Annotated in this window: 19 protein-coding genes; 4 read left to right on the top strand and 15 right to left on the bottom strand. The window is 73.6% G+C overall.

Translation table 11 applies throughout. The features are described 5' to 3' along the window. Nucleotides 1-4: 4 nt before the first annotated feature. From PSU4_RS15660 to PSU4_RS15640, 5 genes are all read right to left on the bottom strand, one after another. Nucleotides 5-931, bottom strand: coding sequence for an AEC family transporter (locus PSU4_RS15660; RefSeq protein ID WP_147108616.1), 927 nt, complete (start codon nt 929-931; stop codon nt 5-7). 69 nt (nt 932-1,000) lie between these two features. Then, complete coding sequence (locus PSU4_RS15655; RefSeq protein ID WP_246115140.1) at nt 1,001-1,720, bottom strand: GntR family transcriptional regulator; 720 nt, start codon at nt 1,718-1,720, stop codon at nt 1,001-1,003. A 13-nt stretch (nt 1,721-1,733) separates the two neighbouring features. Further along, on the bottom strand, nt 1,734-2,459 hold the full coding sequence (locus tag PSU4_RS15650; RefSeq protein WP_147108614.1) for a maleate cis-trans isomerase family protein: 726 nt from the start codon (nt 2,457-2,459) through the stop codon (nt 1,734-1,736). Between the two features lie 34 nt (nt 2,460-2,493). Further along, a complete protein-coding gene (locus tag PSU4_RS15645; RefSeq protein WP_147108611.1) occupies nt 2,494-3,273 on the bottom strand; it encodes a maleate cis-trans isomerase family protein in 780 nt (259 codons plus the stop codon). Between the two features lie 41 nt (nt 3,274-3,314). Beyond that, nucleotides 3,315-3,824 (bottom strand): DUF3830 family protein, encoded by a 510-nt coding sequence (locus PSU4_RS15640; RefSeq protein WP_222596273.1) that lies wholly within the window; start codon nt 3,822-3,824, stop codon nt 3,315-3,317. Nucleotides 3,825-3,950: 126 nt separating this feature from the next. On the opposite strand from PSU4_RS15640, the gene PSU4_RS15635 reads away from it, so the two are divergent. Then, entirely contained in the window at nt 3,951-5,360 is a 1,410-nt protein-coding gene (locus tag PSU4_RS15635) for an amidase (RefSeq protein WP_246115139.1), read from the top strand. A 190-nt stretch (nt 5,361-5,550) separates the two neighbouring features. Here PSU4_RS15635 and tatB read toward each other — a convergent pair whose 3' ends face one another. The 4 genes from tatB to sigE all read right to left on the bottom strand — a co-directional run bounded on the left by tatB (nt 5,551) and on the right by sigE (nt 9,027). Then, the gene (gene tatB, locus PSU4_RS15630) at nt 5,551-5,976 is read right to left on the bottom strand and encodes a Sec-independent protein translocase protein TatB (RefSeq protein ID WP_147108605.1); all 426 of its coding nucleotides are present in this window, start codon (nt 5,974-5,976) and stop codon (nt 5,551-5,553) included. A 30-nt stretch (nt 5,977-6,006) separates the two neighbouring features. Continuing rightward, nucleotides 6,007-7,602, bottom strand: coding sequence for a S1C family serine protease (locus PSU4_RS15625; RefSeq protein WP_147108603.1), 1,596 nt, complete (start codon nt 7,600-7,602; stop codon nt 6,007-6,009). Between the two features lie 79 nt (nt 7,603-7,681). Further along, nucleotides 7,682-8,368: a zf-HC2 domain-containing protein gene (locus PSU4_RS15620; protein ID WP_147108600.1), complete on the bottom strand. Its 687-nt coding sequence runs from the start codon at nt 8,366-8,368 to the stop codon at nt 7,682-7,684. Further along, entirely contained in the window at nt 8,365-9,027 is a 663-nt protein-coding gene (sigE, locus tag PSU4_RS15615; protein ID WP_147108597.1) for an RNA polymerase sigma factor SigE, read from the bottom strand. The genes PSU4_RS15620 and sigE overlap by 4 nt, the downstream gene beginning before the upstream one ends. Nucleotides 9,028-9,265: 238 nt before the next feature. On the opposite strand from sigE, the gene PSU4_RS15610 reads away from it, so the two are divergent. Further along, nucleotides 9,266-9,823 (top strand): O-methyltransferase, encoded by a 558-nt coding sequence (locus tag PSU4_RS15610; protein WP_147108594.1) that lies wholly within the window; start codon nt 9,266-9,268, stop codon nt 9,821-9,823. 167 nt (nt 9,824-9,990) lie between these two features. Here the strand turns inward: PSU4_RS15610 and glgC are convergent, their stop codons facing one another. Beyond that, on the bottom strand, nt 9,991-11,241 hold the full coding sequence (gene glgC, locus PSU4_RS15605; protein ID WP_246115138.1) for a glucose-1-phosphate adenylyltransferase: 1,251 nt from the start codon (nt 11,239-11,241) through the stop codon (nt 9,991-9,993). A gap of 203 nt (nt 11,242-11,444) precedes the next feature. Between glgC and glgA the strand changes: the two genes are divergently transcribed. After that, nucleotides 11,445-12,608, top strand: coding sequence for a glycogen synthase (gene glgA / locus PSU4_RS15600; RefSeq protein WP_147108591.1), 1,164 nt, complete (start codon nt 11,445-11,447; stop codon nt 12,606-12,608). A gap of 87 nt (nt 12,609-12,695) precedes the next feature. On the opposite strand, the gene PSU4_RS15595 is transcribed toward glgA, so the two are convergent. After that, complete coding sequence (locus PSU4_RS15595; protein WP_147108590.1) at nt 12,696-13,295, bottom strand: CGNR zinc finger domain-containing protein; 600 nt, start codon at nt 13,293-13,295, stop codon at nt 12,696-12,698. A gap of 118 nt (nt 13,296-13,413) precedes the next feature. Between PSU4_RS15595 and PSU4_RS15590 the strand changes: the two genes are divergently transcribed. Continuing rightward, nucleotides 13,414-13,599: a hypothetical protein gene (locus tag PSU4_RS15590; protein WP_186816977.1), complete on the top strand. Its 186-nt coding sequence runs from the start codon at nt 13,414-13,416 to the stop codon at nt 13,597-13,599. 52 nt (nt 13,600-13,651) lie between these two features. Here the strand turns inward: PSU4_RS15590 and PSU4_RS15585 are convergent, their stop codons facing one another. From PSU4_RS15585 to PSU4_RS32895, 4 genes are all read right to left on the bottom strand, one after another. Then, entirely contained in the window at nt 13,652-13,819 is a 168-nt protein-coding gene (locus PSU4_RS15585) for a DUF3117 domain-containing protein (protein WP_098961542.1), read from the bottom strand. A gap of 228 nt (nt 13,820-14,047) precedes the next feature. Further along, a complete protein-coding gene (locus PSU4_RS15580) occupies nt 14,048-14,617 on the bottom strand; it encodes a DNA-3-methyladenine glycosylase I (protein ID WP_147108584.1) in 570 nt (189 codons plus the stop codon). Then, entirely contained in the window at nt 14,614-15,093 is a 480-nt protein-coding gene (locus tag PSU4_RS15575; RefSeq protein WP_147108581.1) for an SRPBCC family protein, read from the bottom strand. Before PSU4_RS15575 ends, PSU4_RS15580 begins: the two co-directional genes overlap by 4 nt. Continuing rightward, nucleotides 15,090-15,659: a DivIVA domain-containing protein gene (locus tag PSU4_RS32895; RefSeq protein WP_222596272.1), complete on the bottom strand. Its 570-nt coding sequence runs from the start codon at nt 15,657-15,659 to the stop codon at nt 15,090-15,092. The genes PSU4_RS15575 and PSU4_RS32895 overlap by 4 nt, the downstream gene beginning before the upstream one ends. Between the last annotated feature and the right edge of the window lie 3 nt (nt 15,660-15,662).

The following is a 15,662-nucleotide window of genomic DNA, read 5'->3' as shown; positions in this document are numbered from 1 at the left end:
TCGCTCAGGCGAGCAGCGCGACGACGCCGATCATCACCGGGACGCTGAGCACCGTCGTCACCAGGCCCGCGTCCCGCGCCAGCGTCACGCCCTGCCGGTAGCGCACCGCGTAGGCGAACATGTTCTGCGCCGTCGGCAACGCCGCGCAGATCGCCACCGCCAGCAGCCGCGGACCCGTCATCCCCAGCAGCAGCCCGACCGCCACCGCGATCGCCGGCTGCCCCACGTTCTTCAGCAACGACACCACCACCAGCGGCGGGCCCACCTCGCCCTGCCCCGGCCGGGCAGCGCCGTGCAGCGACACTCCGAACGCCAGCAGCATCCCCGGCACCGCGATCCCCGCGACCAGGTGCACCGGCGCCATCACGACCTCCGGCACCTGCCACCCCGTGAACGCCACCACCAGCCCTGCCACCGTCGCGACGAAGATCGGGTTCCGCAGCGGCGCCACCACAGTCCGCCACAACGACGGCGGCCGCCCGTCCTCGCGACGGGTCAGCGTGTCGAGCACCGTCGCGCCGAGCGGGCCCAGCACCGCCAGCTGGAACAGCAGGACCGGGGCGATCGCCGTCGGATCCGCGAGGACGTAGGTGACGATCGGCAGGCCCAGGTTCCCGGCGTTCACGTAGCCCGACGACATCGCGCCCACCACCGACTCCCCCGCCGGGCGGCGCCGCAGCATCGCGAACACCAGGTACAGCACGCACGCCGCGCTCGACGACACCGCCGTCACCGCCAACGCGCCGGAGAACACGGCGTGGACGTCGGCGACCGAGAGCGTCGAGAACAACAGCGCGGGGCTGGCGACGAAGAACGCCGTGCGCGACAACACCTCCACGGCCGCGGGCCCGAGAAGGTCCGACCGCCCGATCCCCCAGCCGACGGCCACGATGACGGCGAGGACCAGGAACCCTTGGAGAACCCCACTCACCGTTGCGTCACGACGCCTGACGTTAATGCGCCTGTGAGTGGCGATAGTCGCTATAGCGACTATCGCCACTCACAGGGGTTGGTCAGGCGGCGCCGGCGGGTGGGGGCGGCTCGATCGGGGTGACGGGGTGACGTCGAGGATGCGGGCGACGGTGTCGGTCATGTGCTTCTCCAACGTCGCGACGAGGCGGGCCTCGTCGCCGTCGCGGACGGCGTCGCGCAGGGCCCGGTGCTCGGCGACGAGCTCGGCGGGCGGGGGCGGGTTGTCCTGCAACGCGGCCAGGCACATCCGGGTCTCCACGAGCAGGGTGTCGGCCATGCGCCGCAGCCGGGGGCTTCCGGAGGCAGCGACCAACTGCTGGTGGAAGCGGTGGTCGGCATCGGCGAGGGCCACCGCGTCGCCGGCCGCGGCGGCGGCCTCCATGTCGGCGAGCGCGGCGGTGAGGACGACGACGGCCTCGGTGCGGTCGCCGGCGACGACGAGCAGGCCGGCGGCGCGTTCGACGGCGGCGCGGGCGGTGTAGACGTCGCGGACGTCGGCGGCGTCGAGGTCGCGGACGAACAGGCCCCGGTGGCGTTCGCTGCGGACCAGGCCTTCGGCGACGAGGCGTTGCATGGCTTCGCGCAGGGGGCCGCGGCTGACGCCGAGCCGGGTGGCGATCTCGACCTCGCCGAGCTGGGCGCCGGGCGGGAAGGTTCCGCGCATGATGGCGTGGCGGAGCCGGTCGGCGACGATGGCCGCGGTCGAGCGCCGGCTGACGGGCTCCAGATCGTCGAGGTCGAGCTCCACCGCTCCTCCTGTGTCAGCCTGCCGCGAACAGTGCGCCGAGTCCGCTGCGGACGCGTTCGGCGCCCGCGAGCCGCAGCCCCTGCCAGATGCTGACCTGGTTGGCGGTCAGCACGGGCTTGCCGACGCGCGCGTCGAGGGCGTCGAGCAGCTCGATGGTGTGCAGGGCGGTGTCGGGCAGCAGAACGGCCTGGGCGTCGGCGTGGTCGGCGGCGGCGGCGAAGTCGAGGACGAGGTCGCCGGGGAGGGTGCCGACCTCGGCGGCGGTGACGATGCCGCGTGCCGACAGCGACAGGACGGTGATGCCGGCTTTGCCGAGGAACTCGACGAACGCCCCGGCGACGTCGTCGGGGTAGGTGGCGCCGACGGCGACGCGGGTGATGCCGAGTGCGCGGCAGGCGTCGACGAAGGCGAAGGAGGTGCTGGAGGCGGGGACGCCGGCGACCGCCTGGAGGGCGGCGACCTGGGCGGCGGCGCCGTCCCAGCCGAAGACGAAGCTGCCGGAGGTGCAGGCCCAGACGATGGAGTCGAGGGGGCCGGCCTGCGCGGCGACCTGGGCGGCGCCCGCGGCGAGGACGTCCTCGCCACCGATGTCGAGGAGGGCGTCGACGCGGTGGGCGTCCTCGCGCATCTCGGTGTGGACGAGCGGGAGTCTGGTGCCGTCACCGAGGGCGGTCTCGGCGCGCGGGTAGTCGTCCTCGGCGGAGTAGCCCGGGTAGAGGATCCCAACGGTGGTGCTCATGATTGTCGACAATCCTACGAACGCGGGGTCCGGGTCAAGCGACGGACAGCCTGCGCTGCTCGGCCAGCAGCGCCCCACCGCCCACGGCGGCCCGGCCGATCGCGCGCAGCGCGGCCCACATCGTCACCTGGTTCGCGGTGATGACGGGCTTGCCGAGGGCCTGCTCGAGCGGCTCGATGACGTCGTAGGTCGGCAGGTTGGTGCAGCTGATGAACAGCGCCTCGGCGTCGGGGCGGTCCACCGCCCGCACGATCTGGACGACCTCGTCGTAGCTGACGCGCCAGATGTTGCCCAGCAGGCCGAGGCCCTGCCGCGCGACCGTCTCCACCTCGTGCTCGCCGAGGAACGACGTGAGCCGGTCGGTGACGGCGTCGATGTAGGGGGTGGCGACGGCCAGGCGCCGGATACCGAGCAGCTGCAGGGCCTCGACCAGCGCACCCGACGTCGTCGACACCGTGGGCGCGCCGGCCTCCAGCATGGTGCGGCGCAGCACGAACTCGCCGGTCGCCCCGCCGACGAAGCTGCCGGACGTGCACGCGAACGTCACCACCCCGGGTCGTGGGGTGAGGACGTCGCGGGTCGCGCGGCGCAGCGCCCGCCGGTCCCCGATCGCGACAGCCATCTCGACCGTGACGGGCGTCGTGAAGAACGGCAGCCGCGTCAGGTAGAGCGAGACGTCGTCGGGCGCCCAGCGCCACAGCTCGCGGTCGAGCGCGAAGTCGAACGGGGCGACGACGCCGATGCCGGGCTGGTCGTCGGACGAGGCACAGCCGGCGGAGGGCGCGGTGAGTCCGACGGAGGGCTCTGTGGGCATGCGCGCCCTCCTTCGGTCAGTACGCCATCGGTGCGATGTGGTCAGTTCGAGCGGTCTGTGAGGCGTGAGTACACCAGGCGTTCCCCGACGCTCCCCGACCGCCATACGTCGTGGCACGCCTCGGCCATCTCGGCGAGCCCCTCGACGATGGAGCCGTAGACGTTGCCCGGTACCCAACCGACGTCGCCGTTGATCAACAGGTTGTTACGTCCGTAGAAGATGGCCAGGTCGATGACGCCGGGAAGGTGGTCGATGCCCTGGTCCGCCTTGAACGACTGGTCGAGCATCCCGCCGGGGAACGAGAACAGGACGACGTCGCCGGGGATGGGCGTGACCGTCGGGTTCTCCTGGCCGATCTCGTCGCCGAAGCGCGGGACCATCGTGTAGACCTCGTTGCGCGCGTACTTGGCGTGCTGCGCGTCGCCGGCGAGGTCGCCCCTGCCGAGCGCCTCCCAGACCGCGGCCGTCGTGCGCGGTGCGTCCTTCTCCAGGAGCTCCGCGACGCAGGAGACGCCCCGCTTCGCGAGTTCGATCTTGATGAATTTGGACACACGATCACCCCACGCTGGATGGTTCTGGGAGGTCCGGACCGGCGTCGACGCCGCGGATTGTTGACAATCATACGAGCGGTTCCTAGCGTGTCAATGCCGCCGGATCGGACTCGAAAGGACCCTCGCGTGCCCGTTTCCGCAGGTCAGAGCACTGCCGATCTTTCGGCCACCGAACTGCTCACCGCCTACCGCACCGGCGACCTCTCCCCCGTCGAGGCCACCCGTGACGCGCTCGACCGAATTGCCCGGCTCGACAGCCACGTCAACGCCTTCTGCCTGGTCGACGAGGCCGGCGCGCTCGCCGCCGCGGCCGAGTCCGAGGAACGCTGGCGCCGCGGCACCCCTCGCGGCGTCCTCGACGGCGTCCCCACCTCCATCAAGGACATCCTGCTGACCGTCGGCTGGCCCACCCGCCGCGGCTCCGCCACCACCGACCCCGCCCCCGGTGACGTCGACGGCCCGCCCGTCGCCCGCGTCCGCGAACAAGGCGCCGTCCTGATCGGCAAGACCACCACGCCCGAGCTGGCCTGGAAGGGCGTCACCGACTCACCACTCACCGGCGTCACCGGCAACCCGTGGAACCCCGCGCTCACCGCCGGCGGCTCCTCCGGCGGCAGCGCCGCCGCCGTCGGGCTCGGGATGGGCGCGCTCTCGCTCGGGACCGACGGCGGCGGCTCCGTCCGCATCCCCGCCGCGTTCACCGGCACCGTCGCACACAAACCCACCTACGGCCGCGTCCCCCACCACCCGGCCAGCCCCTTCGGCACCCTCGCGCACGTCGGCCCCATGACCCGCACCGTCGCCGACGCCGCGCTGCTGCTCGACGTGATCTCCGGTTTCGACGTCCGCGACGCCTGGGCCCTCGACGCCGCACCCCGCACCTTCACCGCCGCCCTCAACGACGGCGTCGCCGGGCTGCGGATCGCGCTCAGCCCCACCCTCGGGTTCGCCGAGGTCGACGACGAGGTACGCGCCGCCGTCGAGGCCACCGCCGCCGTCTTCACGACGCTCGGCGCCACCGTCGAGCACGCCGACCCCGGGTTCGCCGACCCCGTCGAGCCCTTCGAGACGCTCTGGTTCGCGGGCGCGGCGAAGTCGACGGAGGCCCTGGGCCGCGACGACCGCGCGAAGATGGACCCGGGTCTGGTCGAGATCGCCGAGCAGGGCGCCCGCTACAGCGCCATCGAGTACCTCACGGCGATGGCCGTCCGCAACGAGCTCGGCACACTGATGGGCGCGTTCCACCAGCGCTACGACCTGCTGCTCACCCCGACCCTGCCGATCGCCGCGTTCGAGGGGGGCCGGGAGTCACCCGACGGGCGGCGCTGGACGAGCTGGACGCCGTTCACCTACCCGTTCAACATGACACAGCAGCCCGCCGCCAGCGTGCCCTGCGGTTTCACGTCGGCGGGCCTGCCGGTGGGGCTGCAGATCGTCGGCCCCCGCCACGGCGACGCCCGCGTCCTCGCCGCCGCGCATGCCTTCGAGCAGGCCACCGACCACCACCTGCGCCGCCCACCGCTGCTGCAGGGCTGACACCACGCGCCCGGTCGGGGAGTTGCACGAACGGCACAGTCGCGCAGTTCAGTTGCGGCACTGTGCCGTTCGTTCGCGGAGGGCACCGCAGCCGCTGCCGACCCCGGTGCTGCCCGAACGGCACAGTGGCGCCATTCAGTTGCGCGACTGTGCCGTTCGTTCGGGAGGGGCCACCGCGGCCGCGCCGGAGTCAGGTGGCGTCGGGGTCGATCGGGGGGCGCTCGCCGGGGGCGAGCGGGGTGACCGCCGGGCGTTCGGGAGCGGAGCCGTTGCCGTTGCTGACCGGCTTGGTCATGTCGAGGCCACCGCGCAGGGGCGGTTTGGACACGTCGACGCCGAAGTTCGGCGTCTCCCCCTCGAACAGGGTGCGCTTCACCGCGGCGCGGGGGTTGAGGTTGCGCAGGCCGCGCAGGTCCTCGAGCGGCTTGCGGAGCTCGTCGAACTCCGGGCCGAGCTCCTTCTGCAGCTGGTCGCGGGCGCCGGTGGCGTACTCGCGGACCTGCCGGATGGTGCGGCCCAGCCAGGCGGCGGCACCGGGGAGCCGTTCGGGGCCGAGGATGAACAGCCCGGCGACGACGAGCACCAGGATCTCGCCCCAGCCGACACTGTCGAACACGGCCCCGATGCTACCCGGACGAGTTGCGGTTCAATCCGAGGCCAGTACCGCGGTCACGGTGAGGGGCCGGCCGTCGCGCACGATCTCGATCGGCACGCTCTGCCCGGGCGCGAGCTCCCGCACGGCGACGACGAGCTCGTCGGCTCCGGCGATGGAGCGTTCCCCGACCTTGAGGATGACGTCGCCCTCGACGATGCCCGCTGCGGCGGCCGATCCGCCGGCGACGACGTTCTGGACCTGGGCGCCGTCGGTGGTGCCGTCGGTGACGGACTTGGCGTTGACGCCGAGCTCGGCGTGCTTGACCGAGCCGTCGCGGATGAGGGCCTCGGCGATGCGGCGGGCGTCGTCGATGGGGATGGCGAAGCCGAGGCCGATGGAGCCGCCCTCGCTGCCCTGGCCGAGGCTGCGGATCGCGGTGTTGATGCCGACGACCGCGCCCGTGGAGTCGACCAGGGGGCCGCCGGAGTTGCCGGGGTTGATGGCGGCGTCGGTCTGGATGGCGTCGATGACGGCTTTGGTGTCGCTGCCGCCGCCGTCGAGGCGCACGGGCCGGTTCAGCGCGCTGACGATGCCGTCGGTGACGGTGCCGGCCAGGCCGAGCGGGGAGCCGATGGCGAGGACCCCGTCGCCGACGGCCAGCGACGACGAGGAGCCGATCTGGGCGACGGTCGGGTTGGCGACGCCGACCTTGACGACGGCGAGGTCGGTCTTGGGGTCGCGACCGACGATCTGGGCGGGGACGCGCTGGCCGTTGCTGAAGACCGCCTCGATGGTGGCGTCGTTGCCCTGCGCGGCGGGTGAGACGACGTGGTTGTTGGTGAGGACGTAGCCGGCGGCGTCGATGACGACGCCGGAGCCGGTGCCGCCCTGGTCGCCGACCTTGATCTCGATGGACACGACGGCGGGCAGGACGCGGGCGGCGATGTCGGCGACGCTGCCGGGCGGGCGTTCCTTGGACTCCGACGTGGAGGTGAGGGTGGCGCCGGGTTCGGTGAGGCCTTCGGCGCCGTCGGCGGTGAGCCGGCCGACGATGCCGCCGACCGCGCCGATGGCCAGGGCCAGCACCGCGAGCAGGATCAGGGCGCGGGGATGGACGCGGCGGCCGAACAGCAGTTCGCGGACGCTGAGCCGGGCGCCGGGGCCGGGCACGGGCCGGGCCTCGTCGTCGCCGGGGGCGGGTTCGCCGAGGTGGGCGGGGCTGGCGGGGTTGCGCCAGGGGTCGGCGTCGGCGGGTCTGTCGGGGTCGTCCCAGAACGCGGGGCCACCGGGTTCGCCGGCGGGTCCGGCGGGGGTGGGCGGGCGTTGCAGGTCGGTGCCCTCGCCGGGGCTGCGGGAGAACGCGGCGGCGAGCGCGGCGGGCGGGGGCGCGGTGGCGGCGATGCGGCCGTTGCCGTTGGACGCGGCGCCGTGCTGGGGGGCGAACCCGCCGTCGACGCCTGTGGGGCGGCCGAAGACGCTCGTCTCGCCCGGGTCGACCGGCGGTCGTTGCAGGGGGCGGGGGGCGAGCCGGGGTGGCTCGGCCGGCGCGGGGTCCGACGGTTCCACGCGGTGGTGGCGTCCCGACCCCTCGACCGCCGAGTCACCAGGAGCAGGTGTGTCGGCGGCACCGTCGTGCTCGTCGGTCATCGCCGGCCGGCTCCTGGGGTCGAACGGAAAGGTCGCCGCCCAGCCTGCCGTATGCCCGGTGAAGTCCGCGTAGCTGCGGTCAGCGCGACGCGGCGCGGAACGACGGCGCCATGCCGTCGAGCTGCGCGGTGACCTCGGCGTCGCCCGGTTCGACCGGTGCGGGGTCGGCCGCCGCGGGGGCGTCGGACGTCCCGCGCTCGGTCACGTTCGTGTCGAACGCCGAGGTCACCGCGCCTGCGGCGGGGCCGAGGGAGGCCGGGTTGGTGTTGGCGGCGGCGGCCGGGATGTCGAGCGACGCCGACGGCGCGGCGAGGGCGAGCGCGCCGAGGGCGAGGCCGCTGACCGCGACGCCCGCGCCGATGCGCAGCCTGCGGCCGTGTCCGAGGCGGACCTCGGCGGTGGCGGGGCGCGGGTCGGCGGCGGTGCCGCCGAGGGGGCGCATGACGGAGACGAGCTGACCGTCGGCACTCATGGCGAGCCCGGCGGGAGGTTCGGGGAGGTCGGCGTCGAGCGGGATGGAGCGCAGCGACGACAGCAGCGACGACGGCATCGAGGGCGCGGCGGCCGAGCGCAGCATGAGGCTGGCCTGGCCCTGGGCGACGACCTCGTCGGCACACTCGGGACAGTGCGCGATGTGCGTGGCGGCCCGGGCGTGCGCGCCGGCTGTGAGCTCCCCGTCGGTGAAGGCGACGATCGCGTCCAGGGTGAGGTGGTCCTCTCCCCAGTCGGGCGCGTTCACCGAGAAGCGCCGGCGCGCGTCGGTCATCCCGCTGCCTCCACTGTCAGTCCGTTCCGAACGCCCACCATGGCGTCGAGCTCTGCTGCCTCGGCGCGGCGCCGCTCGAGCGCGTTGCGCAGGGCGGCGCGCCCACGATGGATCCTGCTCCGCACGGTACCGAGCTTCACACCGAGTGTGGCGCCGATCTCCTCGTAGGACAGCCCCTCCACGTCGCACAGTACGACGGCGGCGCGGAACTCCGGGGCCAGCTCGTCGAGCGCGGCCTGCAGCAGCGGGTCGAGGTGGGTCTCGGAGAACACGACCTCGGGTTCGGGGCCCTGGCCGGGGATGCGGTCGGAGTCGTCGGGCAGGGCCTCCATGCGCACGCGGGCGCGACGGCGGACCATGTCGAGGAAGAGGTTCGTGGTGATGCGGTGCAGCCAGCCCTCGAAGGTGCCGGGCTTGTAGGACGCGAGCGAGCGGAACACCCGGATGAACGTCTCCTGGGTGAGGTCCTCGGCATCGTGCGGGTTGCCTGTCAGCCGGTAGGCGAGGCGGTAGACCCGGTCGCCGTGCTCGCGGACGATCTCGTCCCAGCTCGGCGGCGTCCAGTCGGCCCCGTCCCCCGGCAGCACGGTGGCGACCGCGGACGACTCGTGGGTCGTCGTCGCGGAACCTGCCTGCACGGCGGTCGGGCGGTCGGTCATCGGTGGGTGCGCCTCCAGGGAGCGGGTCGTGCACTGGCTGAACGTCCCGCCGGGGGAGTTCGTTCCCGGGCTCGGCCCGGGTTTCCGGCGACGGCTGGGTCGACGACCCCGACCCCGCACGTCAAGAGTTCCCCAATGTCGTGAAGGAGGTGTGAGAACGGTCTGAGAAGAACCTGTGAAAGCGACCCGCCGGGCCGTCGCGCCGGTCTCGTCCCCGCTCCTGGGTAGCCTTCGCGCCATGACCCGCCCCGAGCCCGCGCACGCCGACGTGCGGGAGGCCCCACCCGTGGCCGGGCTGGGTCCCGGCCTGGCCTTCCTGGCGGCGACGGTGAACGCGCGGGCCGTCGTCGAGGTCGGTACGGGCACCGGCTGGGGTGGGCTGTGGCTGCTGCGCGGCATGGCCCCCGACGGCGTGCTCACCTCGATGGACGTCGACCCGGAGCAGCAGCGCGCCGCGCGCCGCACGTTCCTCGACGCCGGCTACGGGCAGTCGAGGCTGCGGCTCATCGTCGGGCTCGCCGGCGAGGTGCTGCCACGGCTGACCGACGGGGGTTACGACCTCGTCGTCGTCGACGGGGTGCGCACCGACTACCCGGGCCATCTCGTGGAGGCGATCCGGCTGCTCCGCCCCGGCGGGGTGCTGGCGCTGCACGGTGTGCAGGAGCAGGACGCCGGCGACGGGCCGGAGTCGGCCGCGGTCCGCGAGACGCTCGACCTGGTGCGTGGCGACGCTCGGCTGGTGCCGGTGCTGCTGCCACTGGGCGCGGGCCTGCTGTGCGCGACCCGACGCCCCTGACCCTAGGAGCCCCCTGAAGGACCCTGACCTACTGCGCGACGCCCAGGCGGCGCCTCCGCCGCGTTGGGCAGGCACGTCGATACAACCCCGGTATCGCCGCACCTGCCCGCCTTGCGACGACACCCCCTGACCGCCGCTCGCTACGGCCGGGGCCCTTCAGGGGGCTCCTACAGCGCCGTCGCGCCCTTCCCGAGGACGACGACCCCGCCCGGGCTGACGGTGTAGCGGGCCCTGTCGAGCGCCAGGTCGACACCGACCAGTGCGCCCTCGGGGACCTCGACGTTCTTGTCGAGGATCGCGCCGCGCACCACCGCGCCGCGGCGGATGTGCACGCCCGGCAGGACCACCGAGTCGGACACCTCCGCCCCGGCCTCGATGCGGACGTTCGGGCTGATCACCGAGCGGCGCACGATCGCCCCGGAGATGATCGTGCCCGCGCCGACGACGGAGTCCTGCGCGATGCCGCCCTCGACGAACTTGGCCGGCGGCAGCGACGTCGTCACCGACGTGCGGATGGGCCAGCGGTCGTTGTACAGGTTGAAGATCGGGTGCACCGAGACGAGGTCGGTGTGGGCGTCGTAGTAGGCGTCGAGCGTGCCGACGTCACGCCAGTAGCCCGAGTCGCGGTCGGTCGCGCCGGGGACGACGTTGTCGGCGAAGTCGTACACCGCGGCGTCGCCCTGGCCGACGAGGCGCGGGATGATGTCGCCGCCCATGTCGTGGTCGGAGTCGCCGTCCTCGGCGTCGGCGCGCAGCGCGTCGAGCAGCGCCTCCGTCGTGAAGACGTAGTTGCCCATGGAGGCGAAGGTCACGTCGGGGTCGTCGGGTACCGACGGCGGGTCGGACGGCTTCTCGAGGAACTCGAGGATCTTGCCGTCGGCGTCGGAGTCGATGCAGCCGAACGCCTTGGCCTCGGCGCGCGGCACCCGGATGCCCGCGACGGTGACGCCCGCGCCGCTCGCGATGTGCTGGGCGATCATCTGGCCCGGGTCCATGCGGTAGACGTGGTCGGCGCCGAAGACCGCGATGTAGTCGGGGCGCTCGTCGTAGACGAGGTTGAGGCTCTGGAAGATCGCGTCGGCGCTGCCGGTGTACCAGCGGCGGCCGAGCCGCTGCTGCGCCGGGACCGTGGTGATGTACTGGCCCAGGACGCTGGAGAGCCGCCAGGTGGTGGAGATGTGCCGGTCGAGCGAGTGCGACTTGTACTGGGTGAGCACACAGAGGCGGTGCAGGCCGGCGTTGACCAGGTTCGACAGCACGAAGTCGATCAGCCGGTAGTTGCCGGCGAAGGGCACGGCCGGCTTGGCACGGTCGGCGGTGAGCGGCCAGAGCCGCTTCCCTTCGCCACCCGCGAGCACGATCCCGAGCACGTTGGCCGGGAGCATGGCGGGGCCGGAGCTGAAGCGCGGCGCGGTCATCGGACCACCCCGGTTCCGGCGTCGGCATTCGTTCCGGCGGAGCCGAGTCCCGCCGGGAGGTGCGCGCTCACAGGGCGAACCCTAGTGCTCCGCGGCGCCGCCGGGCCACCGCGGGAACGTGGCGTTCGCCCGTATGTCACCGCCCGGCGATCTCCGTGGAAGGGGCGGGCCTGTCGGGGGCGGAGCAAGTAGCGTCTGCGCTCGTGCGCATCGGACTGCTCACCCGCGAGTACCCGCCCGACGTCTACGGGGGCGCGGGTGTCCATGTGGAGCACCTCGTGCCCGCCCTGCGCGGGCTCGTCGACGTCGACGTGCACTGCTTCGGTGATCCGGCGCGCGACGCGCCCGGGGTGACCGCCCACCCGGTGCCCGACGCGCTGGCCGGGTCCAACCCGGCGTTGCAGACGATCGGGGTCGACCTGTCGATGGTCGCCTCGATGCCCGGCGTGGATCTGGCCCACTCCCACACCTGGTACGCGAACATGGCCGGGCACCTGACCAAGGTGCTGCACGGCGTCCCGCACGTGGTGACGGCGCATTCGCTGGAGCCGCGGCGGCCGTGGAAGGCCGAGCAGCTCGGCGGGGGCTACCGGCTGTCGTCGTGGGTGGAGCGCACCGCCTACGAGGCCGCCGACGCCGTCATCGCCGTGAGCGACGGCATGCGCGCCGACGTGCTGGACTGCTACCCGAGCCTCGATCCGGCCCGGGTGCACGTGGTGCACAACGGGATCGACACCGAGTTCTACCGGCCGGACGCGCGTCGTGACGCGGTCGTCGAGGCCGGGGTGGATCCCGGCCGGCCGAGCGTCGTGTTCGTCGGGCGGATCACGCGGCAGAAGGGGCTGGGGCATCTCGTCGCGGCGGCGCACGCCATCGGCGCGGACGCCCAGATCGTGCTGTGCGCGGGCGCCCCGGACACCCGGGAGATCGCCGAGGAGACCGAGAAGGCCGTCGCCGAGCTGCAGGAGGCGCGGCCCGGCGTGGTCTGGGTGCGCCGGATGCTGGCGACGACGGAGATCCGCCAGCTGCTCTCGGCGGCGACGGTGTTCGTGTGCCCGTCGGTCTACGAGCCGCTGGGCATCGTGAACCTCGAGGCGATGGCGTGCGGGACGGCGGTCGTGGCGTCCGACGTGGGCGGCATCCCCGAGGTCGTGGCCGACGGCCGGACGGGGCTCCTGGTGCACTTCGACGAGCACGACGTCGACACCTTCCGCGCGGGGCTGGCGTCGGCGGTCAACGAGCTGCTGGCCGACCCGGACCGGGCGGCGGCGATGGGCGCGGCGGGTCGGGAGCGCGCGGTGCGGGAGTTCTCCTGGGGTCAGGCGGCGGATCGGACCGTCGCGATCTACCGGTCCCTGCGCCCCTGAACGGGCCCCCGCGTGGTCCCCGCCGAGTTCGGCAGGAGACTGGTTCGATCATGGTCGGCACCAGTCCCACGTCACTCGGCGTGGGTGTCACGGCTCTCCCGCGCCGGCCTTGAGCTTCGCGCGGGCCCGGTGCGCGGCCACGGCGGCGCGGTTGGCGCAGGCCGGTGAGCAGTAGCGCCGGGCCGCGTTGCGGGAGGTGTCGGCGTAGACGCGCCGGCAGCCCTCGGCCGCGCACACGCCGTGCCGGTCGACGCCGTACTCCGACACCAGCATCGCGACGGCGAAGGCCGTGGTGGACCGGACCCGTTCGACGAGCGAGGCCTCGGGCGGGGCGTAGTGGAAGTGCCATCCCTGACCGTCGTGGTCGGACAGGTGCGGGCCGATCTGGACGTCGGCGAGCAGGGCGTTGACGGCGACGGCGGTGACGTCGAGCGCGGAGCATGCGCCCTCGGAGGAGGAGGTCGCGTCGAAGACGGTGCGCAGCCGCCGCGCCCACGCGCGCAGGGCAGGCTCGGCGGAGGCGGGGGCGCGGGCGGCGAGGTAGCGGTGCTCGACGAGCAGGTCGCGCAGCCGCCGGCCGGACTGCTCGGGCGGGGTGTCGGCGTCGCCGTCCGGTTCGGCGGTCACAGCGTTCACGAGCGCGACGGCTGCGCCGAGTGCGTCACTCTTGTAACCGATGAAGTCCACTGGCCTCTTACACCTGCTACCCTGTTGTCGTAAGGAACGAACTCAAGACGCATATTACAGAGGAGTTGGCGTGGAACCGCGCTGCACGCGTTGTGGATGGCCGGGCACGGAGGCGCGGGTGCTGTCGACGCACCCGACGTCGGAGGGCTGGGTTCGCTACCGCCGGTGCGCCTGCGGGGAGGTCTCCATCGAGCTCGTCACGCTCGGCGCACACACGACGGAGGTCGACGCCCTCGCGTCGACCTCCGGACACACCGGTCCCGGGACACTGCCGGCGCGGGGCGCCGTGGCCGCCCCGGCCTGACCCGGGCTCCGCACGTCCCCGGCGGCGGACCCAGCCACCGGGGACGGCGGGATCAGCCGGACGCTGCCTTCAAAGCCTCACCGAGATCGGCCGCCTCGTCAGGGGTCATCTCCACGACGAGACGTCCACCGCCCTCGAGCGGTACACGCATCACGATGCCCCGGCCCTCCTTGGTCACCTCGAGGGGACCGTCGCCGGTCCGGGGCTTCATCGCCGCCATCTCCTGCTCCCTCCGTCACTCTCGTCCAGGGCCGGTGCGCATGGGGAGCAGCGCACGGGCGGGGATGCTGCGGCCCATTCTCCCCCATGGCCCCGTCGGGAGCACAACCGGAGCGATCAACGGCGCCTGGACGCGCCGACCGCGCACCTCGCCCGACCACGACGGACACCTCTGTCGCGAGTGGACGCCGACGGTCCGCGACCGGGCGGCGACGTCGCGTGACCGTCGTCAAACCCCGGCGGCCCGCCAGCACGTCGCGACGTGGTCGTCGACGAGGCCGGTGGCCTGCATCAGCGCGTAGCACGTCGTCGGGCCCACGAAGCGGAACCCGCGACGCTTGAGCTCCTTCGCCATCGCCACCGACTCGGGCGTCGTCGCGGGGACGTCGGCCAGTGTCGCCGGCCGCTGCCGTGCCGTCGCGTCGGGTGCGAAGCCCCACAGCAGATCGTCGAGCGGGGTGTCGAGGTCGAGCACCGCGCGGGCGTTGGCGATCGTGGCCTCGATCTTGCGCCGGTTGCGGACGATCCCCGGGTCGCCGAGCAGCCGCTCGACGTCGGCGTCGCCGAACTCGGCCACCGCGGCGGGGTCGAAGCCCTCGAACGCGGCGCGGAACGTCTCCCGCTTGCGGAGGATGACCAGCCACGACAGCCCCGACTGGAACCCCTCGAGGCTCAGCCGCTCGTACATCGCGGTGGTGCCGCGCAGCGGGGTGCCCCACTCGTCGTCGTGGTAGGCGACGTAGTCGGGCGCCGAGGTGGCCCATCCGCACCGCAGCCGCTCGTCGGTAGGGACCGTCATGCGCCCGACCCCGACCGGTGACGCTGCTCGCACTCGCGGGCCATGCGCCCCATGGAGTGCGCGACGCCGGCCCGCATCGCCGGGCGCACCACCGGCCAGCCGAGGCGGCCCAGCGCACCGAGCGGGAGGTCGAGCCGTTCGACCCAACGGAAGCGGCAACGCCCGGGCCCGCGGTCGACGACCTCGAACACGCCGTCGCCGCGCACGACCTTGCCGGTGTGGTCGACCACGCACCGGAACGGCCCCGAGGGGCGCTGCTCCGTCCACTCCGTGACGACCATCGTGTCGACGACGCCCAGCGGCCCGACGCCCGTCACCGCGCTCACCCGGGACCCGACGGACCGGCCGTCGCCCGCGGTGACCTCGACGCGGGTGGCGAGGATCCAGTCGCCCTGCCGCGGCCAGTCCATGACGGTGTCCCACACCAGTTCCGCGGGGGCGGCGACGTCGAGCTCGACGACCAGCTCGGCGCTCACGTCGGTTCCTGGGCGCGGTGCGCGCCGCCCGGCCTGCCCGCGCCGACGGCAGACCCGTCGGCCTGCCCGTTCATCCGGCGGCCCGCCCCGGGTGCCGGTGGTTCCGGGGTCCACGCCGCGGCCGGGGCGTCGGGATCGGCCTCGGACCCGGTCTCCGCATCGGCCTCGGGCCCGGTTCCGGCGGCACGGCTGTGCCGTCCCGCGTCCTCGCCGTCGGGACGCACCCACCCACCGGTCGGGGTGTCGGCCGGGGCCTGCTCGTCGCCCTCGACCGCGCGCAGCCGGGCCTCCAGCTCGTCGCGCTCGGAGCCCAGCCGTTCGACCTCACCGGCCAGCCGGTCGAGCACCCAGTCGACCTCGACCATCCGGTAGCCGCGGACGGCCTGCGGGATCCGCAGCGCCCGCACGTCGGCACCCGAGACGCGGCCCACGGGCAGCCGCGTCGGCGTCTCCCCCTCCGGCAGCGGGGGCAGCTCCTCGCCGCGACCGAACACCGCGACCGCGAGCGCGTAGACGACAGCGGCCACCACGACGACCACCAGCAGGTAGATCAGCGCGGTTCCCATAGT

Origin of the sequence: Pseudonocardia sulfidoxydans NBRC 16205 (assembly GCF_007989085.1) — a bacterium.
Classification (GTDB): domain Bacteria; phylum Actinomycetota; class Actinomycetes; order Mycobacteriales; family Pseudonocardiaceae; genus Pseudonocardia; species Pseudonocardia sulfidoxydans.
Note: the sequence above shows the minus strand (reverse complement) of the source record. Positions and strands in the feature narration are given on the sequence as shown.

Bases quoted from the DNA above. Each gene is read 5' to 3' on its own strand.
- PSU4_RS15650 (WP_147108614.1), bottom strand. From the start codon at position 2,459: ATGAGCACCACCGTTGGGATCCTCTACCCGGGCTACTCCGCCGAGGAC.
- PSU4_RS15645 (WP_147108611.1), bottom strand. From the start codon at position 3,273: ATGCCCACAGAGCCCTCCGTCGGACTCACCGCGCCCTCCGCCGGCTGT.
- PSU4_RS15625 (WP_147108603.1), bottom strand. From the start codon at position 7,602: ATGACCGACGAGCACGACGGTGCCGCCGACACACCTGCTCCTGGTGAC.
- PSU4_RS15620 (WP_147108600.1), bottom strand. From the start codon at position 8,368: ATGACCGACGCGCGCCGGCGCTTCTCGGTGAACGCGCCCGACTGGGGA.
- sigE (WP_147108597.1), bottom strand. From the start codon at position 9,027: ATGACCGACCGCCCGACCGCCGTGCAGGCAGGTTCCGCGACGACGACC.
- PSU4_RS15610 (WP_147108594.1), top strand. From the start codon at position 9,266: ATGACCCGCCCCGAGCCCGCGCACGCCGACGTGCGGGAGGCCCCACCC.
- glgC (WP_246115138.1), bottom strand. From the start codon at position 11,241: ATGACCGCGCCGCGCTTCAGCTCCGGCCCCGCCATGCTCCCGGCCAAC.
- PSU4_RS15585 (WP_098961542.1), bottom strand. From the start codon at position 13,819: ATGGCGGCGATGAAGCCCCGGACCGGCGACGGTCCCCTCGAGGTGACC.
- PSU4_RS15580 (WP_147108584.1), bottom strand. From the start codon at position 14,617: ATGACGGTCCCTACCGACGAGCGGCTGCGGTGCGGATGGGCCACCTCG.
- PSU4_RS32895 (WP_222596272.1), bottom strand. From the start codon at position 15,659: ATGGGAACCGCGCTGATCTACCTGCTGGTGGTCGTCGTGGTGGCCGCT.